The sequence below is a fragment of the Bradyrhizobium sp. Ses1 genome, assembly GCF_059512365.1.
This window is the reverse complement of the sequence record NZ_JCAMOQ010000001.1, coordinates 82,937-109,784: the sequence shown is the minus strand read 5'-3', so window position 1 is coordinate 109,784 and position 26,848 is coordinate 82,937. Positions and strand designations below refer to the sequence as shown.

General features: G+C 63.9%; 25 protein-coding genes. 4 read left to right on the top strand and 21 right to left on the bottom strand.

Features of this window, described 5'->3' with window-relative positions:
• Positions 1-37: 37 nt before the first annotated feature.
• The 3 genes from AC5ZG5_RS00495 to AC5ZG5_RS00485 are packed head-to-tail and all read right to left on the bottom strand — an operon-like array spanning position 38 to position 3,075.
• Positions 38-1,054 carry an SGNH/GDSL hydrolase family protein gene (locus AC5ZG5_RS00495; protein ID WP_456640684.1) on the bottom strand — a complete coding sequence of 339 codons (1,017 nt, stop codon included), beginning with the start codon at positions 1,052-1,054 and terminating at the stop codon, positions 38-40.
• Positions 1,055-1,069: 15 nt separating this feature from the next.
• Positions 1,070-1,828: an SGNH/GDSL hydrolase family protein gene (locus tag AC5ZG5_RS00490; protein WP_130229010.1), complete on the bottom strand. Its 759-nt coding sequence runs from the start codon at positions 1,826-1,828 to the stop codon at positions 1,070-1,072.
• A complete protein-coding gene (locus AC5ZG5_RS00485; protein ID WP_130229009.1) occupies positions 1,825-3,075 on the bottom strand; it encodes an OpgC domain-containing protein in 1,251 nt (416 codons plus the stop codon). Before AC5ZG5_RS00485 ends, AC5ZG5_RS00490 begins: the two co-directional genes overlap by 4 nt.
• A gap of 226 nt (positions 3,076-3,301) precedes the next feature.
• On the opposite strand from AC5ZG5_RS00485, the gene apaG reads away from it, so the two are divergent.
• Positions 3,302-3,694, top strand: coding sequence for a Co2+/Mg2+ efflux facilitator ApaG/CorD (gene apaG / locus AC5ZG5_RS00480; protein ID WP_028163459.1), 393 nt, complete (start codon positions 3,302-3,304; stop codon positions 3,692-3,694).
• Between the two features lie 167 nt (positions 3,695-3,861).
• On the opposite strand, the gene AC5ZG5_RS00475 is transcribed toward apaG, so the two are convergent.
• The 3 genes from AC5ZG5_RS00475 to AC5ZG5_RS00465 all read right to left on the bottom strand — a co-directional run bounded on the left by AC5ZG5_RS00475 (position 3,862) and on the right by AC5ZG5_RS00465 (position 7,207).
• Positions 3,862-4,860 carry an Hsp33 family molecular chaperone gene (locus AC5ZG5_RS00475; protein ID WP_456640683.1) on the bottom strand — a complete coding sequence of 333 codons (999 nt, stop codon included), beginning with the start codon at positions 4,858-4,860 and terminating at the stop codon, positions 3,862-3,864.
• Positions 4,861-5,072: 212 nt separating this feature from the next.
• A complete protein-coding gene (gene argF, locus AC5ZG5_RS00470) occupies positions 5,073-5,999 on the bottom strand; it encodes an ornithine carbamoyltransferase (RefSeq protein ID WP_028163457.1) in 927 nt (308 codons plus the stop codon).
• Complete coding sequence (locus tag AC5ZG5_RS00465; RefSeq protein WP_456640682.1) at positions 5,999-7,207, bottom strand: aspartate aminotransferase family protein; 1,209 nt, start codon at positions 7,205-7,207, stop codon at positions 5,999-6,001. The genes argF and AC5ZG5_RS00465 overlap by 1 nt, the downstream gene beginning before the upstream one ends.
• 498 nt (positions 7,208-7,705) lie before the next feature.
• Here AC5ZG5_RS00465 and AC5ZG5_RS00460 point away from each other — a divergent pair, with 498 nt between their 5' ends.
• A complete protein-coding gene (locus AC5ZG5_RS00460) occupies positions 7,706-8,221 on the top strand; it encodes a GcrA family cell cycle regulator (RefSeq protein ID WP_028163455.1) in 516 nt (171 codons plus the stop codon).
• 120 nt (positions 8,222-8,341) lie between these two features.
• Here AC5ZG5_RS00460 and phoB read toward each other — a convergent pair whose 3' ends face one another.
• The 10 genes from phoB to AC5ZG5_RS00410 form a co-directional block, all read right to left on the bottom strand.
• A complete protein-coding gene (phoB, locus tag AC5ZG5_RS00455) occupies positions 8,342-9,049 on the bottom strand; it encodes a phosphate regulon transcriptional regulator PhoB (RefSeq protein WP_028163454.1) in 708 nt (235 codons plus the stop codon).
• 116 nt (positions 9,050-9,165) lie between these two features.
• Positions 9,166-9,882, bottom strand: a complete 717-nt coding sequence (phoU, locus tag AC5ZG5_RS00450; protein WP_028163453.1) for a phosphate signaling complex protein PhoU — start codon at positions 9,880-9,882, stop codon at positions 9,166-9,168.
• An 11-nt stretch (positions 9,883-9,893) separates the two neighbouring features.
• On the bottom strand, positions 9,894-10,715 hold the full coding sequence (gene pstB / locus AC5ZG5_RS00445; RefSeq protein ID WP_028163452.1) for a phosphate ABC transporter ATP-binding protein PstB: 822 nt from the start codon (positions 10,713-10,715) through the stop codon (positions 9,894-9,896).
• Entirely contained in the window at positions 10,712-11,557 is an 846-nt protein-coding gene (gene pstA / locus AC5ZG5_RS00440) for a phosphate ABC transporter permease PstA (protein ID WP_028163451.1), read from the bottom strand. The genes pstB and pstA overlap by 4 nt, the downstream gene beginning before the upstream one ends.
• A gap of 1 nt (position 11,558) precedes the next feature.
• Positions 11,559-12,548 (bottom strand): phosphate ABC transporter permease subunit PstC, encoded by a 990-nt coding sequence (gene pstC / locus AC5ZG5_RS00435; protein ID WP_456640681.1) that lies wholly within the window; start codon positions 12,546-12,548, stop codon positions 11,559-11,561.
• A gap of 201 nt (positions 12,549-12,749) precedes the next feature.
• The gene (gene pstS / locus AC5ZG5_RS00430) at positions 12,750-13,760 is read right to left on the bottom strand and encodes a phosphate ABC transporter substrate-binding protein PstS (protein WP_028163449.1); all 1,011 of its coding nucleotides are present in this window, start codon (positions 13,758-13,760) and stop codon (positions 12,750-12,752) included.
• 143 nt (positions 13,761-13,903) lie between these two features.
• Entirely contained in the window at positions 13,904-15,202 is a 1,299-nt protein-coding gene (locus AC5ZG5_RS00425; RefSeq protein ID WP_456640680.1) for an ATP-binding protein, read from the bottom strand.
• A 32-nt stretch (positions 15,203-15,234) separates the two neighbouring features.
• A complete protein-coding gene (locus AC5ZG5_RS00420) occupies positions 15,235-16,290 on the bottom strand; it encodes a lysylphosphatidylglycerol synthase domain-containing protein (RefSeq protein ID WP_130229143.1) in 1,056 nt (351 codons plus the stop codon).
• A 326-nt stretch (positions 16,291-16,616) separates the two neighbouring features.
• Complete coding sequence (locus AC5ZG5_RS00415) at positions 16,617-16,913, bottom strand: hypothetical protein (RefSeq protein WP_028163446.1); 297 nt, start codon at positions 16,911-16,913, stop codon at positions 16,617-16,619.
• A complete protein-coding gene (locus tag AC5ZG5_RS00410) occupies positions 16,913-18,307 on the bottom strand; it encodes an OmpA family protein (RefSeq protein WP_456640679.1) in 1,395 nt (464 codons plus the stop codon). The genes AC5ZG5_RS00415 and AC5ZG5_RS00410 overlap by 1 nt, the downstream gene beginning before the upstream one ends.
• 168 nt (positions 18,308-18,475) lie before the next feature.
• On the opposite strand from AC5ZG5_RS00410, the gene AC5ZG5_RS00405 reads away from it, so the two are divergent.
• On the top strand, positions 18,476-19,537 hold the full coding sequence (locus AC5ZG5_RS00405; protein WP_456640678.1) for a polysaccharide deacetylase family protein: 1,062 nt from the start codon (positions 18,476-18,478) through the stop codon (positions 19,535-19,537).
• Between the two features lie 315 nt (positions 19,538-19,852).
• Complete coding sequence (locus AC5ZG5_RS00400) at positions 19,853-20,662, top strand: SDR family oxidoreductase (RefSeq protein ID WP_456640677.1); 810 nt, start codon at positions 19,853-19,855, stop codon at positions 20,660-20,662.
• 31 nt (positions 20,663-20,693) lie between these two features.
• Here the strand turns inward: AC5ZG5_RS00400 and AC5ZG5_RS00395 are convergent, their stop codons facing one another.
• The 5 genes from AC5ZG5_RS00395 to AC5ZG5_RS00375 all read right to left on the bottom strand — a co-directional run bounded on the left by AC5ZG5_RS00395 (position 20,694) and on the right by AC5ZG5_RS00375 (position 26,829).
• Positions 20,694-20,966, bottom strand: a complete 273-nt coding sequence (locus AC5ZG5_RS00395; protein WP_456640676.1) for a hypothetical protein — start codon at positions 20,964-20,966, stop codon at positions 20,694-20,696.
• A 25-nt stretch (positions 20,967-20,991) separates the two neighbouring features.
• Positions 20,992-22,443, bottom strand: a complete 1,452-nt coding sequence (gene boxB, locus AC5ZG5_RS00390) for a benzoyl-CoA 2,3-epoxidase subunit BoxB (protein WP_456640675.1) — start codon at positions 22,441-22,443, stop codon at positions 20,992-20,994.
• A 127-nt stretch (positions 22,444-22,570) separates the two neighbouring features.
• Entirely contained in the window at positions 22,571-24,259 is a 1,689-nt protein-coding gene (gene boxC, locus AC5ZG5_RS00385; protein ID WP_456640674.1) for a 2,3-epoxybenzoyl-CoA dihydrolase, read from the bottom strand.
• A 121-nt stretch (positions 24,260-24,380) separates the two neighbouring features.
• Positions 24,381-25,187 (bottom strand): alpha/beta fold hydrolase, encoded by an 807-nt coding sequence (locus AC5ZG5_RS00380; RefSeq protein ID WP_456640673.1) that lies wholly within the window; start codon positions 25,185-25,187, stop codon positions 24,381-24,383.
• A 106-nt stretch (positions 25,188-25,293) separates the two neighbouring features.
• Positions 25,294-26,829, bottom strand: coding sequence for a benzoate-CoA ligase family protein (locus tag AC5ZG5_RS00375; protein WP_456640672.1), 1,536 nt, complete (start codon positions 26,827-26,829; stop codon positions 25,294-25,296).
• Positions 26,830-26,848 lie beyond the last annotated feature (19 nt).

The window sequence follows — 26,848 nt, the reverse complement described above, 5'->3', positions numbered from 1 at the left end:
GTCAGCCCTATTCGCCACTCTCCATTCGCTTTCAGCCTTACATCGGCCGATACGTCCGCACATCCGCCGGCACGTTGACGCCGAGCTTGATCTGACCGACCGACTTGATGATGTCGTCGCCGAGCAACTGGGCGAAGCAGGCATAGCCCCAATCGTTCATGTGCAGGCCGTCGGCGATCACGAAGCTGTCGATCGGGATCGACTGTTTCTCATGCCAGTCGCGCATCACTTCAAAACGCGGGAAGATGCTGACATGGCGGAGCTCGGCGATGCGGTTGAGCAGCCGGATCATCTTGTTGGCGCTAGCGGCACGCTCGGTGACGCGCGGCGAATATTGGGGATCGACCAGCACGACGTCGGCGCCAGCCGACTGGATGCGCGTCACGCCATCCTCGACCATTTTTTCGGTCTCGCCGGGGTCGAGATTGCGCAGCACGGCATTGGTGCCGACTTGCCAGATCACGAGGTCCGGGTGGGCGTCGATCACCTCGGTCTGCAGCCGCTGCATCATCTCCGGCGCGTCCTCGCCGCCCCGGCCGCGGTTGACGACGCGGATGTCGGCGCCGGGATACTGCCGGTGCAATTGCGCCGCGAGCCGGTTTGGATAGGTGAATTCCGGCGCCGAAGAACCATAGCCCTGGGTCGAGGACGAGCCGAACGCGATGATGGTGACCGGCTGGCCCGCGGCAAGCTTGCTCGCGACATGGGGCAGCGAGCCCATCGTTTTCGAGACGCCCTTCGGCGGCAGGCAGGGCACGCGACGGAAGATGTCGCTGGCCGACTTCGCGACCTCCTTCACCTTGTCGATCGCCTTGCCGGCGATGCCCTTCTGGGCATCAGCCTCGGCGGCGGCCGCAGCACCGGACGAAATGGCCGGCGTGGATGGTCCCGATTTGTCGGATGGGGGGTGGGATTTCGCGCCGTCAGTCAGCGCGGCATGCTGGTCACCTTGCGCAACTTGCGCGTGCAGCGGCGAGGTCACAAGCATGGACGCCGTGACGGCGGCGGCCGCCACCAGCCATGTGCTTCGGCAAAAAGGGCGGTAGGTCCTCATTAACGCTGGTTCCCTTTAGTTCTGCTGCGCCGGTCCGAGGTGGGCCGCGTCGATCACGAATTTCGACAGCGCACGGCCGAGACAGGCATGCACCCGCTTGGCCAATTCCACGCCGTGGGCGGAGCTGAACAGGTCGAAATCACCAGCATCGTTCCAGTGATGCATGATGGCGAAACGATCAAACAGCGGGACATCATGTTCGTGCGCCGACACCCGCATATTATCTAGGTATGGTGATCCGGAAATCATGCTTTCGGTGCGGGGGCTGTACTGAAGATTGACCAGAACCACGTCGGTTCCCGCCTGTTGCAATGCACCAATTCCCGCATCCAGAGCGCTGCGAAAGTCGTCGGGATCGGTAGCTCGGATGGCATCGACGGTTCCCGTCTGCCAGATCACCAAAGTAGGCCTTTTTGCTTCCACCAGCTTAACAAGGGTGTCGGCTGTATCCCCCGTGGTTTTGGCGCCCTGCAGTTCTACGGACAGGTTAACGGTCGTGCTGGGCAGGCTTTCCTTCAGCGCCGCCTGCAACTTTGCCGGGTAGGCGCTGGCCTCGGAAGAAGGAATCGTGGAGGAGCGGCTGCCGACCACCAGCACGTTCAGGGGTTGGCCGCTTCGCACCGCCTCGGCGACCTTGCGCAACGAGCTTTCGGTGGCCAGCAGATTGGCCGGCACGTCGCAGATCTGCTCGGGATCGCCGGCGCGTGCCGGGGCCGCCGACAGATAAACGGCCAGCAATGTCAGGCCTAGCATAGTCCATAAGCCGGACTTCATACCGCCCCTCCCGCCAGGTCGGCATTGCCGCCGGCGCTCTTGTATCGCGCGGCACCTTTGTCGGCGGAGTGTTTGTACCACGAAATCACCCACGCCATGGCGCACATGATGACAATCCCGGTGACGCTGACCAGGAAGTGCATTCCGGCGCCGCCGGACACCTCGGCCAAGATGAAATGCCCGGCAAATGCCAGGAACACACCAAGGCAGAATATCTCAAGGGAGTGCTGGCCGCAGAGGATCAAAGGTCGCAGCCAGGGCGATTTCAGGCCCGGCCAATCCCGGGGCAGGACGCGGACGGTGATGGCCGCGAGCGCCAGGAAATGGGCAAAGCGCAACACGTCCAGATCGGTCTTGTTGATCGGATACATCCACTGCTCGATGCGGCGCGGCACGATGTGGCCGAGCTGCGGCAGATACCAGGACAGCGTGACCAGGAACGCCGCGAACAGATAGACAATGCAGATCCAGAGCGTGATCGGGGAGGCCAGGATGCGCGACATCCTTCTTGCGCCGCCGAGCGCGCACCAGGCGCCGAACACGAACAATAATTGCCAGGCGAACGGATTGAACGCCCAGACGCCGTTCGGATAGGCGCTGAGATAGAGGTCGAAATGCCAGGTCAGGACGTAGAGGCCGGCCGAGAGCGCCAGCGTCACGTCGGTGCGCCATTTCATCAGCCACAGGATCAAGGGCAGGAACAGCATCAGCACGATGTAGAGCGGCAGCACGTCCATGTTGACGGGACGGAAGCGCAACAGCAGCGCCTGCACGATGGTGACATCGGGCTGCTTGAGGAAATCCATGATCCCCATCTCTTCGGTGTAGAGCGGGTTCTCGAAGCGGGTGGCGACGTAGGAGATTTCCGCAAGAAAGATCGTGAACAGGAACACGTGGGCGACATAAATCTGCCAGACGCGGCGCAGGATGCGCGCGGTCGCCACCACGAAGCCGGCCTGAAGCATCGCACGGCCATAGACGAAGGCCGCGGTGTAGCCGGAGATGAAGATGAAAATCTCGGTCGCGTCGGAGAAGCCGTAATTGCGGATCGTGAGCCAGGTCAGAATGTTCGTCGGCAAATGGTCGATGAAGATCAGCCACAGCGCGAGCCCGCGGAACAAATCCAGCCGCAATTCGCGCTCGGAGGTCGCGGGCATCGTGATCGCGGGCGCGGCGGCGACCGCTGCGCTCGCGTCCTTGGCGTCGGCAAGCTGCGTTCCGGAAATTGGATCGGCAATCGACGTCATCGGGCACCATGACCGTGCGAAGTTTTGCGCTGCCCCGACTCAAAAGGATAATATCCGCCCGCCACTTGCGGACAAGATACGGGATTGACGCGGATGCTCGCGCCTTTAGAGCGGAACTATGGTCAAACGGGGATGAAAAACAGAAACCGCCCAACTTCGTCACCAAGTGCGACGATTGGTTCCGACGGACTTATTGGCTATGATGCGAGTTGAGGAGACTGGAAAAGTGTACCGCGCCGTCACCCGCGACATCGAAGTCACCGTCGAGCCGAACTTCCTGCCGGAACGTTCGTCGACTGAAAACCGGCAATATTTCTGGTCCTACACCATCGTCATCACCAATTCCGGCACCGAGACGGTGCAACTGCGCACCCGATACTGGCTCATCACCGACGCCACCGGCCGCCAGCAGGAAGTGCGCGGCGAGGGCGTGGTCGGCGAGCAGCCGGTGCTCGCGCCGGGCGAGCGCTTCGAATACACTTCGGGCGTGCCGCTGCCGACTGAATCCGGCTTCATGAGCGGGCGCTACCAGATGGTGAGCGAAAGCGGCGAACGGTTCGAGATCGACGTGCCGACATTTTCGCTGGACAGCCCGGACGGGAAGAGGGTGTTGAATTGACGAGCGCTCGCGCTCGTCATCGCCGGGCTTGACCCGGTGATCCATCCCTTCAACGACAATCGTAGGGTGGGCAAAGGCGCTCTTGCGCCGTGCCCACCATCAACACTCCGCTCGAAATGGTGGGCACGCTTCGCTTTGCCCACCCTACGATTCCACGTGCGAGCGCCCTACTCCACCCCGGCCTCTTCCGGCGTGAATTCGTACACCGACGAGCAGAACTCGCAGGTGACGACGACCTTGCCGTCCTTCACCATGTCGGCGCGGTCCTTCGCCGTAAAGCTTTTCAGCATCGAGGACACCGCCTCGCGCGAGCAGGAGCATTGCGCGCGCAGCGGCAGAGGCGTGAACACGCGCACGCCGCGCTCGTGGAACAGGCGGTACAATAGCCGCTCGCCCGACAGATCCGGATCGAGCAGTTCGACGTCCTCGACCGTTCCGATCAGCGACTGCCCCTCGACCCAGGCATCGTCTTCCGGAACCTCATGGGCGGCCGTTCCTTCGGGCGCATCGCCGGGGTGCAGATCGGCCTGCCGCGCGCGCTCCGGCGCCTTCGGCAGGAACTGCAGCAGCATGCCGCCGGCGCGCCAGCGAACCTTGCCGCCGTCGCCGCCGCGCCATTCCTCGCCGACTGCAAGGCGCACGCGCGTCGGGATCTGCTCCGAGCGCAGGAAATACTCATGAGCTGCGTCCTCGAGGCTGCCGCCATGGAGCGCGACCAGGCCCTGATAGCGGCTCATGTCCGGCCCCTGGTCGATGGTCATCGCGAGATGGCCCTTGCCGAGCAGCGCGCCGGAGTCGAGCCCGTCCTGCAATCTTGTCGCATCGTAGCGCGCATAGGCGCGCAGCCGATCGGGCGCCTTGAAATCGACGATCAGGAACGAGACCGGGCCGTCGGTCCGGGTCTGCAGGATGAAACGGCCGTCGAACTTCAGGGATGAACCGAGCAGCGTCGTCAGCACGATCGCCTCGCCGAGCAATTTGCCGACCGCAGGCGGATAATCATGCTTGTGCAGGATGTCGTCGAGGGCGGGACCGAGCCGCGTCAGCCGCCCACGCAGATCGAGTGCATCGACCTCGAATGGCAGCACCGCGTCGTCGACCGGCACGGCCGATGGCGCCCGGGTCGGTGTTTCCGTGATCTTGATGTCGGGGGATTGTGAAACCATGGCGCTCTATCTGGGGTCTTGAGAGGCGAAACGAAAGGGGTTCACATCTATCGTTGTTAGCCGTCATCCCTGCGAAAGCAGGGATCCATAACCACCGATGTGAGCATTGTGAAAAGCTGGGGCCGCAGCTTGATGCAACAACTCACATCGGTGGTTATGGATCCCGGCTCGCGCTTCGCTTGGCCGGGACGACAGCTATCTTGGCGGCGCGCTTACGCGACCGCGTCAAAACACCAGGCCAGAATGCCCTTTTGCGCATGCAGGCGGTTCTCGGCCTCGTCGAACACCACCGATTGCGGACCGTCGATCACCTCGTCGGTGACTTCCTCGCCGCGATGCGCCGGCAGGCAATGCATGAACAAAGCATCGGGCTTGGCCAGCGACATCAGCTTGGCATTGACCTGATAGGGCCGGAGCAGATTGTGCCGGTGCTCGCCGTCCTTGTCGCCCATCGACACCCAGGTGTCGGTGACGACGCAGTCGGCGCCGCGCACGGCCTCCTCGGGGTCGTTGCCGAGCACGATCGGCGCCTGGGTCGCCTTGATCCAGTCGCGCATCGCCTTGTTCGGCGCGAGCTGCGGCGGCGTCGCGATATTGAGGGCGAACTTGAAACGCTCGGCGGCATGCGCCCATGACGCCAGCACGTTGTTGTCGTCACCGGTCCAGGCCACGGTCTTGCCCTCGATCGAACCGCGACGCTCCTCGAACGTCATCAGGTCGGCCATCACCTGGCAGGGATGCGAGCGGCGCGTCAGCCCGTTGATCACGGGGACGGTGGCATGCGCGGCGAGCTCCAAGAGCGCATCGTGGTTGAGGATGCGGATCATGATCGCATCGACATAGCGCGACAGCACGCGCGCAGTGTCGGCGATGGTCTCGCCACGGCCGAGCTGCATCTCGGCGCCGGTGAGCATGATCGATTCACCGCCAAGCTGGCGCATGCCGACGTCGAACGACACTCGCGTGCGGGTCGAAGGACGCTCGAAGATCATCGCCAGCGTCTTGCCTTCGAGCGGCTTCGTGGCCCGCTCATGCGCCTTCAGTCTCGCCTTCATGGCGGCGCCGGCGGCCAGCATGGCGCGCAGCTCGTTGAGCGACATTTCGTTGATGTCGAGGAAGTGACGGGGCGCCTTGCTCATCATCCCGCTGCCTTCTTCGAAGGTCCGCTTGAGAGCGCGGTGCAGGCGCGCTCCAGACAACCGATGGCGTGCTCGATCTCGGCCTCGCTGACGATCAGCGGCGCGAGGAAGCGCACCACATTATCGCCGGCGCCGACTGTGAGCAGCTTCTGCTCGCGCAGGGCGTTGACGAGGTCGCCCGAGGGCACCACGGCCTTGACGCCGATCAGAAGCCCCTCGCCGCGCACGTCGGCGAGAATGGACGGATAGCGGTCAACCGCGGAGGCGAGCTTCTGCTTGAGCAGGAGCGACATCTTCTGCACGTGATCGAAGAAGCCGGGCTTCAGCATCACATCGAGCACGGCGCCGGCGGCCGCGACCGCGAGCGGATTGCCGCCGAAGGTCGAGCCATGCGAACCCGCCGTCATGCCGGAGGCGGCTTCCGCGGTCGCAAGGAAGGCGCCGATCGGAAAGCCGCCGCCGAGCGCCTTGGCCAGCGACATCACGTCAGGGGTGACCCCGATACGCTTGTAGGCGAAGAGATCGCCGGTGCGGCCCATGCCGGTCTGCACCTCGTCGAACGCGAGCAATAGGCCATGCTCGTCGCAAAGCTGGCGCAGCGCCTTGAAGAAAGCCGGCGGCGCGGAGCGCACGCCGCCCTCGCCCTGCACCGGCTCGATCAGAATGCCCGCGGTCTCTGGACCGATCGCGCGTTTCACCGCTTCGATATCGCCATGCGGCACCTGGTCGAAGCCGTCCATCGGCGGACCGAAGCCCTCGAGATATTTAGCAGCGCCGGTCGCTGCGAGTGTCGCGAGCGTGCGGCCATGGAAGGCGCCTTCGAAGGTGATGATGCGGTAGCGCTCCGGATGCCCCTTCGAGAAGTGATAGTGACGCACGACCTTGATCACGCCCTCCATCGCTTCCGCGCCGGAATTGCAGAAGAACACGAAGTCCGCAAAACTCTGCTCGCACAGCCGCGCGGCAAGCTTCTCGCCGTCCGGGCTCTTGAACAGGTTCGACATGTGCCAGAGCTTCGTCGCCTGTTCCTGCAGCGCCTTCACCAGATGCGGATGGGCATGGCCGAGCGCGTTCACCGCGACGCCGGAGGTGAAGTCGAGATAACGCTCGCCTTTGGTCGAGATCAGCCAACAGCCTTCGCCGCGTTCGAAGCCGAGATCGGCCCTGGCAAAAACGGGAAGCAGATGCGACGTGGCGCGGTCGGTCATGGCGATCACTGAAGGGTTCAGACAAGCCTTTCAGACAAGCCCCGGCGGCGTGCAGCGATGCAGACACGCGGCTGGAGCTCATCCAGCGAAAACAAAACGTGCCGCCTTTGCAGGGCGGCACGTGAAGGCATTCTATGCGCGCGGCGGGTGCTGTCAATCGCCACGAAGCCGCCAGGCTGCGCTGCAAAGTGCCGGTAATCCGCAGTTTTCCGGTGTGGTGGAAAAGCCCGATTGCAATCCCTAAATGTCGGAACATGTGGACGCATAGGCGCGGACTCTTGCGCCAGAGTCACGCCATATTGTAGCGTCTAGCCTGTCGGGTACGACATCTCGTGCGGCAGTTTTGATCCCTTAGAGTCCTTTGTGTGCGGCGTACACGTTCGGGTGCGGTTTTCGTGCCCGGCGAGCCTTAAGGGATTCTGCCCGCAGGGATTTTTGAGATTAGGCATCGCAGCGCTGTCCCAGGATCGGCCGGCGCAACGCGAAGGGAAAGATGCGATGACGGTATTGACCTGGTCCGACGAACGCGTCGAGCAGTTGAAAAAGCTCTGGGAAGGTGGCCTTTCGGCCAGCCAGATCGCTGCGGAACTGGGCAACGTGACCCGCAATGCGGTGATCGGCAAGGTGCACCGGCTCGGCCTCTCGGGCCGCGCCAAGAGTCCTGCTGCAGCCGCGCCGCGGCAGCGCAAGGCGCGTCCCGCACAGCCGATGATGCGCGTGGCGCGTCCGGTCTCCCGCGGCAACACCGCGCTCGCCCACGCCTTCGAGGTGGAGGTGGAAGCGGACCCTATCGCCTACGACAATGTGGTACCGATGAGCCAGCGGCTGTCGCTGCTCGAATTGAACGAGGCCACCTGCCACTGGCCGGTCGGCGATCCCTCGAGCCCGGAATTCTTCTTCTGCGGCGGCAAGGCGCTTCCCGGCCTGCCCTATTGCGCGCACCACTCCCGCATCGCCTACCAGCCGGCGGCTGACCGCCGCCGTCCGACGGTCAAGCCGTCACAAGGCAAGTAAACCGACGACAGATCGTAGCCTGGGTGGAGCGCAGCGCAACCCGGGAACGCTGTATCGGCAGGTCCAAATTTCCCCGGGTTACGCTTCGCTGCACCCGGGCTGCGGATTGAGGTCGCCGGTTTACGACTGCTCGGCCTTCGCGAAGCGATCATCGAGCGCGTAGCCCGCACCGCGGACGGTGCGGATCGGGTCCTGCTCGCGGCCGGGATTGAGCAATTTGCGCAGGCGGCCGATGTGAACGTCGACGGTGCGCTCGTCGATATAGATGTCGCGGCCCCAAACGCTGTCGAGCAGCTGCTCGCGGCTGAACACGCGGCCGGGATGCTCCAGGAAGAACTCCAGCAGGCGATATTCGGTCGGGCCGAGATCGATCGGGCGGCCCGAGCGCGCGACGCGGCGCTTCTCGCGGTCGAGTTCGATGTCGCCATAGGTGAGCACGGTGGCGAGCCGCTCCGGGCTTGCCCGGCGCAACAGGCCCTTCACCCGCGCGAGCAGTTCAGGCACCGAGAACGGCTTGACGATGTAGTCGTCGGCACCGGTCGCCAGCCCCCTCACGCGCTCGCTTTCCTCGCCGCGCGCGGTCAGCATGATGATCGGGAGCTGCTTGGTCTCCGGCCGCGCCCGCAGACGGCGGCACAGCTCGATGCCGGAGAGTCCCGGCAGCATCCAGTCGAGCACGACAAGGTCGGGAATACGTTCCTTGAGCCTTGTGTCCGCATCGTCTCCACGGGCGACCGTTTCGACATCATAGCCTTCTGCATCGAGATTGTAGCGCAACAGCGTCGTCAGCGCTTCTTCGTCTTCGACCACCAGAATGCGTGCGCTCATCGGCTTGGCTTCTCCTATAGCGGGATGACTCTCTGCTTGAATCGTCATCCCACTCTTCCTTTGATGTTTGAGCAGGATCTTGGCGGAAAGCCGGCGTCGACTTTCCGGATGTTGCTCTAGTTGCCCGGAACGGTCGTGGCGAACGTCGTCATATCCCCCTTCGGCCGCTTGTCGGTGATCTGCTGACCCTCGATCATGTAGAAGACCGTTTCCGCGATGTTGGTGGCGTGGTCGCCGATCCGCTCGATATTCTTGGCGCAGAACATCAGGTGGATGCAGAACGAGATGTTGCGCGGATCTTCCATCATGTAGGTGAGGAGCTCGCGGAACAGCGAGGTGCAGATCGCGTCCACCTCCTCGTCGCTCTTCCAGACGTTCATCGCCGCCGGCAGATCGTGCGCGGCATAGGCGTCGAGCACGGACTTGACCTGCGACAGCACGAGGTCGGTCATGTGCTCCAGGCCGCGGATCAACTTCAGCGGCTGGAAGTCGTTCTCCAGCGCGGCGACGCGCTTGCCCATGTTCTTGGCGAGGTCGCCGATCCGCTCGAGGTCGGTCGCCACCCGCATCGCGCCGACGATCTCGCGCAAGTCGACAGCCATCGGCTGGCGGCGGGCGATCGTCAGCACGGCGCGCTCCTCGATCACGCGCTGCAGGCTGTCGATCTCGATGTCGGAAGCGACGACACGCTTGCCGAGCGCGACGTCGCGGCGGATCAGCGCATCGACGGATTCGGTGATCATCCGTTCGACCAGCCCGCCCATCTCTGCGACCAGACGGGTCAGTTCCTGAAGATCGCTGTCGAATGCCTTGGCGGTATGTTCAGAAGCCATGATGTCCCTCCTCAACCAAACCGGCCGGTGATGTAGTCCTGGGTGCGTCGATCGCTCGGCGAGGTGAAGATCTTGCTGGTGTCGTCGAACTCGATCAGTTCGCCCAGATACATGAACGCAGTCTTGTCGGAGACGCGCGCCGCCTGCTGCATGTTATGCGTGACGATCGCGATCGTGTAGTCCTCCGACAATTCCTGGATCAACTCCTCGACCTTGGCGGTCGAGATCGGATCGAGCGCCGAGCAGGGCTCGTCGAACAGGATAACTTCGGGCCGCACCGCAACCGTGCGGGCGATGCAGAGGCGCTGCTGCTGGCCGCCGGAGAGGCTCAGGCCGGAGGCGTTGAGCTTGTCCTTGACCTCGTTCCACAGCGCACCGCCGCGCAGCGCTTTCTCGACGCGGCCGTCCATTTCAGATTTCGAAATCTTCTCGTAAAGGCGGATGCCGAAGGCGATGTTCTCATAGATCGTCATCGGGAACGGCGTCGGCTTCTGGAACACCATTCCGATCCGCGCCCGCAGCAGGTTGAGGTCGAGCTTGGGGTCGAGGATGTTGGTCTGGTCCAGCATCAACTGGCCGGTGGCGCGCTGGCCGGGATACAGGTCGTACATCCGGTTGAAGATCCGGAGCAGGGTCGACTTGCCGCAGCCGGACGGGCCGATAAAGGCGGTGACGCGGTTGGTGCCGAGCGTCAGGTTGATGTTCTTCAACGCATGGTGCTCACCGTAATAGAAGTTGAGGCTGCGTGCAGTCACCTTTGGCGCCGCTTCCGGCAGCGACTTCTGGGGAATGGCCGCGCTCGGGCTGGTCGTCGATACGGACAGATCGGTCATTTTGCGCTCCTTTCGGCGCCGAGGATGCGCGCGCCGATGTTGAGCGCGAGCACGGTCAAGGTGATAAGCAAGGCCCCGCTCCAGGCGAGTTCCTTCCAATAGGCGTAGGGGCTCTGCACGAAGTTGTTGATGGTCACCGGCAGGTTCGCCATCGTCTTGGTCAGGTTCAGGCTGAAGAACTGATTGGACAGCGCGGTGAACAACAGCGGGGCGGTCTCACCGGCGACACGGGCGGTCGCCAGCAGCACGCCCGTGATCAGGCCGGAGCGCGCCGCGCGATAGGCGATCCGCTTGATCACCAGCGAGCGCGGAAGGCCAAGCGCGGAGGCCGCTTCGCGCAGCGGGTTGGGGACGAGCAGCAGCATGTCCTCCGTGGTGCGGAGCACGACCGGGATGACGATCACCGCCAGCGCCAGGCAGCCGGCCAGCGCGGAGAAGCCGCCCATCGGCACGACAACCGCGCCATAGATGAACAGGCCGATGATGATCGACGGCGCGCTCAAGAGGATGTCGTTGATGAAGCGGATCACCGAGGTGAGCCGATCATGCTTGCCGTATTCGGCCAGATAGGTGCCCGCGAACAGGCCGAGCGGCGCGCCGATGCCGACACCGATCACGGTCATGATCACCGAGCCGACGATCGCGTTCAACAGGCCGCCATCGGTGGAGCCGGGCGGCGGGGTGTTCTTGGTGAAGACGTCGAGGCTGAGGCCGGCGAGACCGTTGTAGAACAGCGTGAACAGGATCAGCGCCAGCCAGGTCACCCCAAACGCGGCAGCGGCGATGCAAAGCCCGCGGATGATGATGTCGTTGCGGCGACGTGCTTTGTAAATCGGGTTCATGTCAGTTCCCCGCCTTCCTTTCCAGACGCATCAGCATCAGTCGCGCGCAGGCAAGAACAATGAATGTCAGCACGAACAGCAAGAGGCCGAGCAGGATCAGGCCCGACTGGTGCAGTCCGTCACTCTCGGCGAATTCGCTGGCGATCGCCGCGGAGATCGTGGTGCCCGGCGCGAAGATCGAGGAGGAGATGCGGAACGAATTGCCGATGATGAAGGTCACGGCCATGGTCTCGCCGAGGGCGCGGCCGAGCGCCAGCATGATGCCGCCGATCACGCCGACGCGGGTATAGGGGATCACGACGTTGCGGACGACTTCCCAGGTGGTGCAGCCGACCCCGTAGGCCGCCTCCTTGAGGACCGGCGGCACCGTCTTGAACACGTCGACCGAGATCGCCGTGATGAAGGGCAGCACCATGATCGCGAGGATCAGCGCGGCGTTGAACAGGCTGAGATAGGATGGCGGGCCTGCGAATATCGCGCCCAGCACCGGCACGCCGTCGAACAGGCGGATCATGAACGGCTGGAACGTATTGGCGAGGAACGGGCCTAGCACGAAGAAGCCCCACATGCCGTAAATGATCGAGGGGATGCCGGCGAGCAGTTCGATCGCGATGCCGATCGGGCGGCGCAGCCATTGTGGGCAGAGCTCGGTGAGGAAGATCGCAATGCCGATGCCAACTGGAATGGCAATCATCATCGCGATGACAGAGGTGATCAGCGTGCCGTAGATCGGCCCGAGCGCGCCGAGCACCGGCGGGTCTGCCGAAGGCGCCCAGCGCTGGGTCCACAGGAACGAGAAGCCGTATTCCTTCATTGCCGGCCAGGCGCCGGCGATCAGCGAAAGGATGATACCGCCTAGGATCAGGAGCACCGAAATCGCGCAGGCGCGAGTGATCCAGTAGAAGGTGATGTCACCGAGTTTGAAGGCGCTGAGGGCCCTGGCACGATCGTAAGGTCCGGAGGCTGCCATTACGTCGCTTTGAACGGCCATGTCTGCCACGCCAATCCCCTGTGTTTACTCGATCGCAACTTACTGCGCGACCCGTTCTGAACGTTTTCCCGCATCGTCGCAGGATGCACCCCGTCGGGCGTAGACCCGGAATCCACAGCTTCGGTTGCGAAGCGATGGATTCCGGTTTCTCGACTTTGTCGCGCCCGCAGAGGACAGGGCGCGACGCTCGCTATGCGAGCCTCAGCTCTTGATGTCCGACGACCAGGTCTTCTCGATCAGCTTGACGACCGGCTCCGGCATCGGGATGTAGTCGAGCTCTTCGGCGGCCTTGCCACCCTTCTCGAACGACCACTTGAAGAACTTGATGGCTTCGGCCGAGGCCGCCTTATCCGTCGGCTCCTTGTGCATCAGGATGAAGGTCGCCGCGGTGATCGGCCAGGACGCATCGCCCGGCTGGTCGGTCAGGATCACGTAGTAGCCCGGAGCCTTGGCCCAGTCCGCGTTGGAAGCAGCGGCCTGGAACGCAGCAATGGTCGGCTGCACGGTCTTGCCGGCCTTGTTGACCATCGCCGCATAGGTCAGCTTGTTCTGCTTGGCGTAGGCGTATTCGACATAGCCGATGGCGTTCTTGGTCTGGCTGATGTTGCCGGCAACACCCTCGTTGCCCTTGGCGCCAACGCCAACCGGCCACTCGACCGCGGTGCCCGAACCAACCTTGGACTTCCAGTCGGCATTCGACTTGGAGAGGAAGTCGGTGAAGTTGAAGGTGGTGCCCGAACCGTCGGAACGGCGGACCACGGTGATGGCGTCAGAGGGCAGCTTCAGCTTCGGATTGAGCTTGGCGATCGCCGCATCGTCCCACTTGGTGATCTTGCCGAGATAGATGTTGCCGAGCACCTCGCCCGACAGCACCAGTTCGCCCGGCTTGATGCCTTCGAGGTTCACGACCGGCACGATCGCGCCCATCACCATCGGCCACTGGACGAGTCCGTCCTTCTCGAGCTGCTCGGCCTTCAGCGGCGCATCGGTGGCACCGAAGGTCACGGTCTTGGCCTGGATCTGCTTGATGCCGGCGCCGGAGCCGATCGACTGATAATTCAGCCCGTTGCCCGTTTCCTTCTTATAGGCGTCCGCCCATTTGGAATAGATCGGGAACGGAAAGGTCGCGCCCGCGCCAGTGATATCGGCCGCAAAGGCCGACGTCGAAACGGCCACCAAGCCGGCAGCGACGATTGTCCTAAAGAAATTCATGGGGTGGTCTCCAATCCTGTGAGCGAAGCGCCGGATGCGCCCGATCGCGCTCACGCCGGTCCGTTTAGGAGCGGTCGATGCTCGTTTTACGAAGGTTGGATGACAGTTGGATGACACATTCAAGCAATTGAAATTGCTTGATTTTATGCCGCCGCAGGGGTCTTCACCTGGGGAAAACAGGCGGTAAAAGTGGCGCCGTTTTTCGGCACGCTTTCGATCAAAAGACGGCCGCGATGACGGTTAAGAATATGTTTCACCAAGGATAATCCAAGCCCGGTTCCGCCCTGGAGGCGGCTGTCGCCGACGTCGACCCGATAGAAGCGCTCGGTCAGCCGCGGCAGGTGTTCCGGGGCGATGCCGGGACCGAAATCCCGCACCAGGACCCGGATCTCCCGGGCGCCCTCGCCGGAGGCGGCCTCCTTCAGCGAGACGATCACCCGGCCGCCGGAGGCACCGTATTTCAGGGCGTTCTCGATCAGGTTCTCGAACAGCCGCAACAGCTCCTCGCGGTCGCCCGCGATCATGACCGGCGTCTCGGGAAGCTGGATCTCGATCACGACCTGCCGCTCGCGCGCCAGCGGCTCCAGGCCGTCGGCGACCTGGCGGATGATCGGGATCAGGTCGACGCAGGTGTCGGGGCGGACATGGGCCGAGAGCTCGACCCGTGACAGCGACAACAGATCGTCGATCAGCCGCGCCATCCGCGTGGCCTGGGTATGCATGATGCCGAGGAAGCGCTCCCGCGCCCGCGGATCGTCCCTGGCCGGCCCCTGCAGGGTGTCGATGAAGCCCGACAGCGCCGCGAGCGGCGTCCGCAATTCGTGGCTGGCATTGGCGACGAAGTCGGCGCGCATTTCCTCGACCCGGCGCAGCGGCGTCAGATCGTGGAAGGTCATCAGCATGCATTTGTCGGTGCCGCCGAACAGGGTCGGCACCGGCACCGGCGTGATCACCAATTCCATCCAGCGATCGACCGGGACATGGTCGAGATAGGTGGCGCGCCGCGGCTCGGTGGTGGCAATCGCCTCGCGCAGCGCGGTGATGATCTCCGGCGAGCGCAGCGCGAATTGGGCCAGCTCGTTCTTGCGCAGCGCCGGCGCCAACTGGGCCGCCGCGGCATTGAGGTGGATCACGCGGCCGGCACGGTCGAGCAGCACGGCCGGGTCCGGCATGCCCGCGACGACGGCGGCAACCGCCCCGTTCTCGACCGGGTTGACGCTGCGGGTATCCTCGCGGGAGGCCGCCACGTCATGCAGGCGCCAGGGCACCAGCGCCGCGGCGGCGATGCAGAGGAACACCGCAAAGGCGCGGATCAGCGAGAGCTCATCGAGCGCGACCAGCACGCTGAGCGCCAGCCCCGCCGCAAGCAGGACAATAGCCGAGTGCCGCAGCCGGTCGGGCCACGGCGAGAAAAAGGAGGAAGAGGATTCATGAAGGGCCATTGAGCCGGCTTCTTCCTGTTCAGGCGGCGGCGTCAGGCGCTGGTGTCTCCGCGCTCGCGGACATAAACGGCCTCATGCCGCGGTTTGGCGTCGGAGCCAGCTCCCAAATGGCGCAGGCGCTTGATTCGCGCTCCAAGGATAAGCTCCCGAAACGTCAGCAAGATTACAGATATGACAAAAGGTGAAATATAGTAGAGCATCCGGAACAAAAGCATCCCGCCAAGCAGGTCCTCGCGGTCCATCTGCCAGAGGCCGACCAGCATGGCGGCGTCGAACACGCCAAGGCCGCCGGGCGAGTGGCTGGCAAAGCCCAGTAGCGTCGCCGAGACGAAGATGACGGCCACCACGACAAAGCCGAGATTGGGCTCGTCCGGCACCAGCACGTACATCGCCAAGGCGCAGAAGCCGAGGTCGATGATGCCGATGCAGATCTGCAAGAGCGTCAGCGGGCCGCCCGGCAGCGTCACCGTCCAGGGCCCGCGCCCGACCACCCGCGGCTGGGTCCAGACCCAGACCACATAGGCCACCAGCGCGACGATGATGGTGAATGCTGCGACCCGATTGAGCCAGGGTGGAAGCTGATCGATCGCAGCGGCGGCTTCCGGATGATAGGCAATCCCGATGCCGAGCACGGCGGCATTGCCGAGCCAGAAGGTCAACCCGGCCAGGAAGCAGATCTTGGCGACGTCGATCGCGTTCAGCCCCCAGGCCGAATAGATGCGGTAGCGTACCGCCCCGCCGGTGAAGACGCTGGCGCCGACATTGTGCCCGATCGAATAGGAGGTGAAGGCGGCGAGCGCATTGATGCGGTAGGGAACGTGGCTGTGGCCGATCGCGCGCACCGCGAACAGGTCGTAGAAGGTCAGCGTGAAATAGCCGGCCGCCACGAACAGCGCCGCCAGGGCGATCTGGCGCGGCTCGGTACTCTTGATAGCCTCGAGCACCTCGTTGGTGTCGATGCCGCGCAGCATGTGATAGAGCACGTAGCACGCGATCGCGATGACCGTGATGCTAATCGCAACGCCCAATTTGTGCAGGACCTGCTTCTGGCGCAGAAACGCGATCGCCCTGCGGATTGCTTCCAGCATCTAGACCTCGAATTGCGATCCTGCGACGACGGCTATCGGGCGAACCCCGCCGACGCTCCGCTGTTCCCTCCCGCCTGTCGTAGCGCGTTTCGGGTCGAAGTGGAATTCGTCTGGCGACGATAAAACGCGCATCTTCAACACATTAGGGGGAGTTCATGACAGCAGGTGCACAGTTTTGCTGCATTCTCTCCGATCCTACAAGGAGTTGACACGTAGGCGCGGGCCATGGCCAGCCCGGCACCGATGCGACCGAACGTCCCGGCAGCAGCCATCGGGAGCACGAAAACGCGCTTGGCGGCCGCAACTTGCCGCCTCACCCGACCACCTCATCGGGCCGGCTGGCTGCGCGACACCACCCAATCACGCAGCCACGATCCCACCAGGCATCCGGCGAGGTAGAGCGCGAACATGATCAGGAACAGGTCGAGCCAATAGCCGAACCGGCCGGGAACGATGTGGCCGAGCGCAAGGGCGATCAGGATCGCCGCGAGCAGCGCCAGCCATCGCGCCAGCTTTCGTGACACGCCTTCCCCGTGCTGCACCACCGATATCCAGCCCATCGCAAGGCCGATCAACAGCGCCGCGAGCAGCCAACCCCAGAAGAATGTCGCCAGATAGGCCATCACTTCACCACGAAATCGATGCGGCGGTTCTGCGCCTTGCCTTCTTCGCTGTCGTTGCCGGCAAGCGGCTGCGTAGCGCCGTAGCCGACCGCCTGGAAGCGGGTTGGCGGCAGGCCCGCTTTGACCAGATAGTCCATCACCGCCTCGGCGCGCCGTTCCGAGAGCGCCTGGTTGGCGCTCTCGTCGCCGTCGCTGTCGGTGTGACCGGCGATCTCGATCGTGGCATTCGGACAGCGCAGCGCGGTCTCGGTGAGGCGGTCGAGCAGGCCCACGGAATCCGCGGAGATATCGGCCTTGCCCGATTCAAAGCGGATCCTCGCCTTCGACAGCAGCTCGGTGAAGAGCTGCTGGCACACGGTCGCATCCACCGGGGAGGCCGCCGGCTTCACCGAAATATCGGCCTTGTACTGCCAGCCTTGCGGAAAATCCCGGCCGAGCCCGGCGCGGATCTGGTTGGCGGCGGCGTCATAGAACGCATCGCCCGACAGCTTCACTTCGCGATCGGTCACCACGAGCGTGCCGGTCGACAGCCGCGACAAGGCGCCGAGCGCGGGCACCACGGCGTTCGTAAAGCCGGAAGGAGCGCCCAGGCTGGCCTTGAGGTTGTCGACGACCTTCTCTGAGAAGAACTTGCGCCCGGCGGCCGCGACGAGCGCGGCATGAGCGTTGTTGTCGGGCACATTGCCGGTGAGCGTCAGCGTCACCGCCACCGGATCCTTGTAGGCCTGGAAGATGTAGGGCGGCGCCTTGATGTCATTGGCTGCGACCGAATAGCCCTCCGGCAGATTCCGTAGCGCGGCCGCGATCGCCTCGCGCCCGCCGAGCTCGCGCGCCATGCCGGACAGGTTGACCTTGGTGTCGGTCAACGTGATCTTGCCATCCTTCAACTTGCCGATCTGGTCGAGCAGCAGCAGCGCCGCACTGTCGAAGCGCGGCGGCGCGCCGCGCGCGAGCGACATCTGGTCGGCGACTTCGACGCTGCCAAGCGTATTGCGGGCCGCTTCGAGCAGCTTGCCCTTGCTCGACGGTAACGGCGCACTGCCGGTGAGCGTCACCCGGACGACGTCGCGCTCGGCCGACCAGACGAATGGCTTTGCTTCGGGAACGAGTCGCGTCTCGTTATTGACGAGGCGCACGCCGGGCACTGCCTCGACGGAGGCCACCGCGCTCTGACGGCCCTCCTCCGAGAACGCCTCGGCGGCAAACGTCACGTCCCGCCCGGCGACCGCGATCCTGCGCTTGTCAAGGATGGTGTCCTTGAGCGCGGCGTTTGATCGCGCGGCGAGATCAGCCTCCACGGTTGCGGTCGTGGTCCAGGCCGCGATACCCCAACAGATGACCAGCGGAATCACGCCCGGCCACCACTTGCGACTCCACTTGAAAAGTTCGTGCATTCGGGGTCCTGGCTCCGGAACCAGAGAGAAAACAAACCCTTGGCTGACTGTCAAACCCGAAATACCGCGTCTGGCAAAGAGCCGCGTATAACCGGGCCGGCTAACCGTTTGTTCAGCGGTGGTTCGCTAATTTCGCTCCGTAATGCAACCGGCCGGCCGATGTCCCGGATGAAAAAACAGCTCAGAAAAACCGTTATCCGCGCCGGACTCGAAGCGCTGTATTTCTCCGGAGCCCATTTCCTGCTGCGACCAATCTTCGCAGGCGTCGGCGCGGTTTTCATGCTGCACCATGTCCGGCCACGCCGCAACGATGAGTTCCAGCCGAACCACCATCTCGAGGTTGAACCGGAGTTCCTGCGCGCGATGCTGGAGCATCTGCGCTCGCTGGACATCGACATCGTCACCATGGACGAGATGCACCGGCGGATGACCGAGCGCGATTTCGCGCGGCGCTTTGCCTGCTTCACCTTCGACGACGGCTATCGCGACAACCGCGACCATGCACTGCCCGTCATGCGCGAGTTCGACGCGCCGTTCATTGTCTACGCCGCCAGCGATTTCGCGGAAGGGACCGGCCGGCTGTGGTGGATCGCGCTGGAGCAGGTGGTCGCCAAGGCGGCCGCGATCGAGGCGCCGGTCGGCGGAGCGATGACGCCGATCGATACTTCGACGCCGGAGGCGAAACACACCGCCTTCGAGCAGTTGCACGACTGGTTGCGGAGCTTGCCGGGCGAGCAGGATGTCCAGCACGAGGTTTCGGCGCTCTGCGCGCGCCATGATGTCGACGAGACGACGATCGCGCGCAAGTTCTGCATGTCCTGGAGCGAACTGAAGGAATTCGCCAACGATCCGCTGGTGACAATCGGCGCGCACACCATCACCCATTGCAACCTCGCCCGGCAGTCCGAGGACGTGGCGGCGTTCGAGATGACCGCCAGCCGGGAGCGGATCGAAGCGGCGCTGGCGCGGCCGGTGCTGCATTTCGCCTATCCCTATGGCGACAAGATCGCGGCCGGCCAACGCGAATTCGCGCTTGCCAGCGCCGCGGGCTTCAAGACCGCGGTGACGACGCGGCCGGGCATGATCTTCCCGGAAAGCGCCGACTACCTGACCGCCCTGCAGCGCGTCTCGCTGAACGGCAACTACCAGGACGCGCGCATCATCCCCGTCCTCACCTCCGGCGCCGCCACCGCCGTCTGGAACGGCTTCCGCCGCATCGACGCGGCGTAGCTTTTCTACCCTCGCTACGGCGCCCTTCCCTTCTCCCCTTGTGGGAGAAGGTGGCGTGGACGCAGTCCACGCCGGATGAGGGGTTGTCTCCACGGGCGCAGGTGTTCGTGGAGAGAACCCCTCACCCAAGCGAATTTGCCGTAGCGCCGGAGCCGCCCTCTCCCACAAGGGGCGAGGGCGCATCAACTTGCAGCCTTGAAGTTGTGATGATTGGCGAGCGAACAAAGCACGCGAGCTGCTCCGCGTTGCGGGTACTTCCTTGACTCGTCTCGATGCTCCTCTCACAACTTTCGGCAACGCAGTTTGGAGGAACGCATGTTCAAGGATCTGTTTTCACTCAAGGGCCGCGTTGCGCTGGTGACGGGCGGATCGCGCGGCATCGGCAGGATGATCGCCGCGGGCTTCCTCGCGCAAGGCGCGGCAAAGGTCTACATCACCGCGCGGAAAGCCGGACCGTGCGAAGAGACCGCAAAGGAGCTTTCGGCCGAATATGGCGGCGAGTGCATCGCGCTGCCGATCGACATCTCCAGTCTCGCCGGCATCGAGATGCTGGCTGCGGAGATCAAGACGCGTGAGCCGAGGCTCGACATCCTCGTCAACAATGCCGGCGCGGCATGGGGCGCGGACTTCGACGAGTTTCCGGAAAGCGGCTGGGACAAGGTGATGAACCTCAACGTCAAGGCGCCGTTCTTCCTGACCAAGGCGCTGGCCGCGCCGCTGCGCGCGGCCGCAAGCGCCGAGCGGCCGGCGAAGGTGATCAACATCGCCTCGATCGACGGCATCTTCGTCAACCCGCTGGAGACCTATTCCTATGCCGCAAGCAAGGCCGGCTTGATCCACCTGACGCGGCGGATGGCGGTGAAGCTGATCAAGGACCACGTCGTGGTCACCGCGATCGCGCCGGGGCCGTTCAAATCGGACTTGAACCGCGCGGCGCGCGACAATGCCGATGAGGTGGCGACGAAGGTGCCGTCTGGCCGGATCGGCACCGACGAGGACATGGCGGGCGCTGCGATCTATCTCGCCTCCCGCGCCGGCGACTATGTGGTCGGCGCCACCATCACGGTGGACGGCGGCATCGTCTATGCGAATGCCGGGATCAAGGGCAGCGGGTGGGATAGCTGAGGCTAAGATCGCGTTCGAGCTCGCGGCAGCGTCACTCGTATTCGTGGTCGGCGCGCGGCGCGTTGGGCAGTTCGCGATCGAGCGCCTCCCGGTATCGGAGGCAGCCTCGCAAGAATTTCGGCCATGGCGGGACGGCGACCTCCGGCGCAACCCGCTCGGGAAGCAGCCCCCACATGTCGGGATGATGCCAGCACAAATCGTGACCGGTGCTGTCCCGGTGCGCGCGGATACCTGCCCGCAAGCGTTTCACCTCCGCGACCAGTTGGTCGCGGTCCATCCCTTCAAGGTCATGGTCGGGGTCCATGCCGTCTTCTCCCCGAATGCCCGGTTTATGACTCGATCTTCACATACTCGAAATCGCCGGGCTTGTTGTCGATACCTACCTTCGGTGGTGAGATCCAGGAGGCGAATTTCCCGATCTCGGTGACGGGCTTCATCAGCGAAGCCACGAACTCGCCATCTTCGATGGTCGGCAACCATTCGTTCTTGCGTTTGTTCCAGGTGGCATCGTCGATCAGGATGCCCTCGGGCGTCGCCTCGACATCCTTGAACTCGCCGATGGCGCGGTGGAAGGCGACGTGCGGCACCGCGAGCTTGAAGTCGTAGCCTGATGTCGAGATCACCTTGTTCCAGCGCAGCATGCCCTTGACGCAGTCCTGGGTGTAGTCGTCGCGCAGGCGCATGTTGAGCGCGGTCAGCGCCGGTTCGTCGACCAGCTTGAGCTCGCCGTCGATCAGCTTCAGCACCGGATAGGTCGAGTTCTGGAGCTGGTGATCGTCCTCGATCGTCGTCTCCTTGTAACGGCCCTTGATACCGGCGTTGAAGGCGTTGGCAGCGTTGGTCGAGACTTCGGAGCCGAACAAATCGAGCGACAATGAATAGTGCAGGTTCAATTTCTTCTGGATGGTCGGCAGGTCGATCACCCCGAGCGCCCGCACCTTCGCGATATCGGTCGGGTCCTCGATGCCGGCCTCCCGCATCGCCTCGCAGGTCCGCTGCACGACGCGGCTGATGCCGGTCTCGCCGACGAACATGTGGTGCGCCTCTTCCGTCAGCATGAAGCGGCAGGTGCGCGACAGGGGGTCGAAGCCGGATTGCGCCAGCGAGTGGAGCTGCATCTTGCCGTCGCGATCGGTGAAATAGGTGAACATGAAAAAGGACAGCCAGTCCGGTGTCTTCTCGTTGAAGGCGCCGAGCATGCGCGGTGAGTCCGTGTCGCCGGAGCGGCGGCGCAACAGATCGTCTGCCTCCTCGCGGCCGTCACGGCCGAAATATTTCTGCAGCAGATAGACCATCGCCCAGAGATGGCGGCCCTCCTCGACATTGACCTGGAACAGGTTGCGCATGTCGTAGAGCGAGGGCGCGGTCTTGCCGAGGTGGCGCTGCTGCTCGACGGAAGCCGGCTCGGTATCGCCCTGGATCACGATCAGCCGCCGCAGCATGGCGCGGTGCTCGCCTGGCACTTCCTGCCAGGCCGGCTCGCCATAATGGGCGCCGAACGGCACCACGCGGTTCTCTTCCTGCGGCGCCAGCAGGATGCCCCAGCGATATTCGGGCATCTTGACGTAGTCGAACTTGGCCCAGCCACGCGGATCGACCGAATAGGCGGTGCGCAGATAGACCAGCGACTGCTGGAAGCCTTCCGGCCCCATGTCGCTCCACCAGTCCATGTAGCCGGGATGCCAGCCCTCCAGCGCCTTCAAGACCTGGCGATCCGCCGACAGGTTCACGTTGTTGGGAATCTTGGTCGAGTAGTCGACGTTCATGATGTTGACGTTCATGGCAGCCTCCTTGGGGCATATTCTTTCCGTCATGCCCGGGCTTGTCCCGGGCATCCACGCACTTCCCTCCCTCGACGAAGGAAGACGTGGATGGCCGGGACAAGCCCGGCCATGACGCAGCAAATCTTTAAACCCTCGTCATATCGAACTGCGCCTTCTGGCCAGTGCCGTAGCGGCGCAGCGCGCCCTCTTCGCCGACCGCGTTGGGGCGCTGGAAGATCCAGTTCTGCCACGCGGTCAAGCGCGCAAAGATTTTCGATTCCATGGTCTCGGGGCCGACGAAGCGCAGGTTCGCTTCCATGCCAGTGAGGCCGTCGGGGGAGAAGCTGGTGCGCTCCTCCAGGAACACGCGCACCTCGTCGTCCCAGTCGATGTCGTCGAGCGCAAAGGTGACGAGGCCGAATTCTTCGGCCTCTTCCGCATCGAGCGCCTTGCCGATCGCGCCGCGCGCGCGCTCAAGATCGGATGGATCGGCCTGGAAGCGTGATTGCAGACGGGTGAGCCCGTGGCTCATCGGATAGGGGCCAAAATTCATCGCGGTGAGCTGGATCGCGGGCGGCGGGCGGTTGTCGCCCTCGCGCGAGCCGATCAGCATGTAGGAGCGATCGGCCGCGAACACGAGTTCGGCGAGCGTGCCGACGAAACAGGAGCCGGGCTCGACCAGCGCCACCAGCGTGCGCGAGGTGACGTCGATGCGCTTCAGCACGCGCTTCCAAATGTGCCTGATCTCGTTGACCAGCCAATGGGACTTGTTGGCCTCGAGGAAATCGTCATAGGCGACGACATGAGCGGGATCGCCGTGGCTCTTGAATACCAGCATCGCGATCCCGAGCTCGTTGATGCGCAGATGCAGGATCGCGTCATCGAGCTCGCGCGCGACCTGCAGCGGCCAGAACGCCGCTCCTTGCGCGATCAGACCGTCGATATCGGACGGCGGCGCGGCCTCCGGCGCCTGGATCGAGATCGTGGCGATGCGTGCAGGCCGATCGATGTCGACGCTGACGAAGCCGTAGCGGATGCTGTTCTCGTCGATCACGCGGTTGAGGGGCGAGAGCGCAATGCCCTTGCCGCTGCCGTTGCGCGTCGACTTGGCGGCGAATTCCTTGACGCGGTCGGCGAGCTTGCCTTCCAGCTTGCTGTTCGGCGCGATCTCGTCGACGAGGCGCCACTGCACGGCGCGCTTGCCCTTGATGCCTTCCTCGATGGTGCAGAAGAAGTCGGCATGGTCGCGGCGCACCTTGCGCTTGTCGACGACACGCGTCAGCCCGCCGGTGCCCGGCAGCACCGCGAGCAGCGGCACTTCCGGCAGCGCCACGGCGGCCGCGCCGTCGTCGGCGAGGATGATGTGGTCGGTCGCCAGCGCAAGCTCGTAGCCGCCGCCGGCCGCGGTGCCGTTGACGACGGTGATGAAGCGCTGGCCGGAATTCTCCGAGGAGTCCTCGATCCCGTTGCGGGTCTCGTTGGTGAATTTGCAGAAATTGACCTTGTGCGCGTGCGTCGAGCCCGCGAGCATGCGGATGTTGGCGCCGGCGCAGAACACGCGGTTCTTGCCCGAGCGCATCACCACGACCTTCACATCGGGATGCTCGAAGCGCAGCCGCTGCACGGCGTCGGCGAGTTCGATGTCAACGCCGAGGTCGTAGGAATTGAGCTTGAGCTGGTAGCCTTCGAACAGGCCGGCATTCTCGTCGACGTCCATGGTCAGGGTTGCGACCTCGCCGTCGACATCGAGTTTCCAATGCCGGTAACGGGACGGGTCGGTCTGAAAATCGATGTATTTCGCGCCGTTCGCGAGCACGCGATCCTCACCGGCCATGAGCCACCCTTGTACGTTATTGGTTATCTGGATATGCACAATAATGCATGTTTTGGAATTGGTCTAGTCAAAAACGCGAGAACATGCACTTTGCTTCATGTTCCGGCACTCGGCCAATGGCCTAGGCCGCTTGCGGCTGGTCAGTCCGCAACGCCGCCTCGGCGAAATCCGCGATTGCGTTGAGCGTTGCCTCCGGCGCCTCGCGATGCGGCGAATGTCCCGCACCCGGAACGACCGTGACATCGACCGGGCAGTAGCACTCTTCCTTGGCGATCTCGGCCTGGCGCAATGTTCCGTACTGATCGCCCTCGCCCTGCAGGATGGCGATGGGCACGCGGATATAGGCGAGGTATTCGGAAATATCCCAGTCCCGGAATTTCGAATCGAGCCAGGCGCCGCTCCAGCCGTAGAAGGCGTTGTCGACATCCTTGTGCCAGCGCGCCAGCTTCTCCTTCAAGTTCGTACTCTCGTACATCGTCTTGATCTCCGCGATCGACTTCACCGAGATGTCCTCGACGATGAAATGCGGCGCGATCAATGCGATGCCCTGCAGGCGATGGTCCTGGTGCGAGCCGGCGTAGATCGCCGCGATCGACGCACCGTCGGAATGCCCGACCAGAAGCCCGCGGCGGAAGCCAATGGCATCCAACAGCTTGGGCAGCACCTCCTGCGCCTCGGCGTGCATATAGTCGAGCGGCCGCGGCAGCTTCACCGGGCTCGAGGCGCCATAGCCGGCGCGCGAATAGGCGAACACGCCGGCGCCGGTCGCTGCCTGCAGCTTCTCCGGAAAGTCACCCCACAGTCCGACCGAGCCCAGGCCTTCATGCAGCATCACGATGGTTGGTGCTGCGTCAGGAGCCGGACCGATCATGCGGTATTCGAGATCGGAGCCGTTGATGCGAAGGAAGCCGGACGGAGAAAGAGTCATGTTGCTCCTCTTGTGTCTCTCGTCATGCCCGGGCTTGTCCCGGGCATCCACGTCCTTTTGCCAAGTGGCGAGACGTGGATGGCCGGGTCAAGCCCGGCCATGACGACTAGTGTTCCCGCAGCTTGAAGCGCTGGATCTTGCCTGTCGCGGTCTTGGGCAAGCTCTCGACCACCTCGATCCAGCGCGGATATTTCCACGGGCCGATCTTCTGCTTGACGTACTCCTTCAGCGTCTCGTGCAGGCCATCGGTGTTCGCGTCCGCGCGCAGCACCACAAAGGCCTTCGGCTTGAGCAATCCTTCCGGATCGGCTTCCGGCACGACGGCGGCTTCCAGCACCGCGGGATGGGTGATCAGCGCGCTCTCGACCTCGAAAGGCGAGACCCAGATGCCGGAGACCTTGAACATGTCGTCGCTGCGGCCGCAGAAGGTGTAGCGGCCCTCGGCATCGCGGATGTATTTGTCGCCGGTGCGGGTCCAGTGACCCTCGAAGGTCTGCCGGCTCTTGCTGCGCTGGTTCCAGTAGCCCTCGCCGGCGGAAGGCGCATCGACCAGGAGTTCGCCGACTTCACCATCCGGCACATCGGCGCCTGACTCGTTGACGAGGCGCACCTTGTAGCCGGGGACCGGACGGCCGGATGAGCCATACTTGATGTCGCCCGGCGCATTCGACAGGAAGATGTGCAAGAGCTCGGTCGAGCCGACGCCGTCAAGGATATCGACGCCGAAACGCGCCTTCCAGGCATTGCCAACGGATTCCGGCAGCGCCTCGCCGGCGGAGGTGCAGATGCGCAGCCGCTTCCCCGCGGGCATCGTCTTCGACGCTTCATCGTGCAGCATCGACGCGAACAGCGTCGGCACGCCGTAGAAGATGGTCGGGTGATATTTGTTCATCAGCGCGAACATCACCGCAGGCGTCGGCCGCTCCGAGTTGAGGATGGTGGTGGCGCCGACCGACATCGGGAAGGTGAGCGCGTTGCCGAGGCCGTAAGCAAAGAACAGCTTTGCCGCCGAGAGCCCGACGTCGTTCTCCTGGATGCCGAGCACCTGCCTGGCGTAGGTCTCGGCGGTCGCGGCGAGATTGGAATGCAGGTGGCGCACGCCCTTGGGCATGCCGGTCGATCCTGACGAATAGAGCCAGAACGCCGGCTCGTCCGGATGGGTCGCGGCGGTTCTGAAGTCATCGCCCTCGCGCGCCAGCTCGTCGGAAAACGTCTTGTGGCCGTGCGCATCCTTGCCGGAGACCACGACATGCTCGAGGTCAGGCATCCGCCCGACGATGTCCTTCACCATCGGCAGCAGCGCTTCGGAGATGAACAGCACCCGCGCGCGGCAGTCGGCGAGCACATAGGCATATTGATCCGCGGTGAGCAGCGTATTCAGCGGCACCGGCACCACACCGGCGCGGATCGCGCCCAAGAACACGATCGGAAAATCGACCGTGTCGAGCATGATCATCGCCACCCGCTCCTCGCGGTGGACGCCGAGACGGCGCAGCAGGTTGGCAAGGCGACGCGTCTGTCGCTGCAGCTCGCCATAGGTGAGTTGCGAGACGGTGTCGTCGAAGACGAGCTTGTCGCCGCGGCCCTCGTCGACATTGCGGTCCAACAGCCAAGTCACCGCGTTGTAGGAGGTGCCGCTCATGCCCTGCTCCGTACGCCTA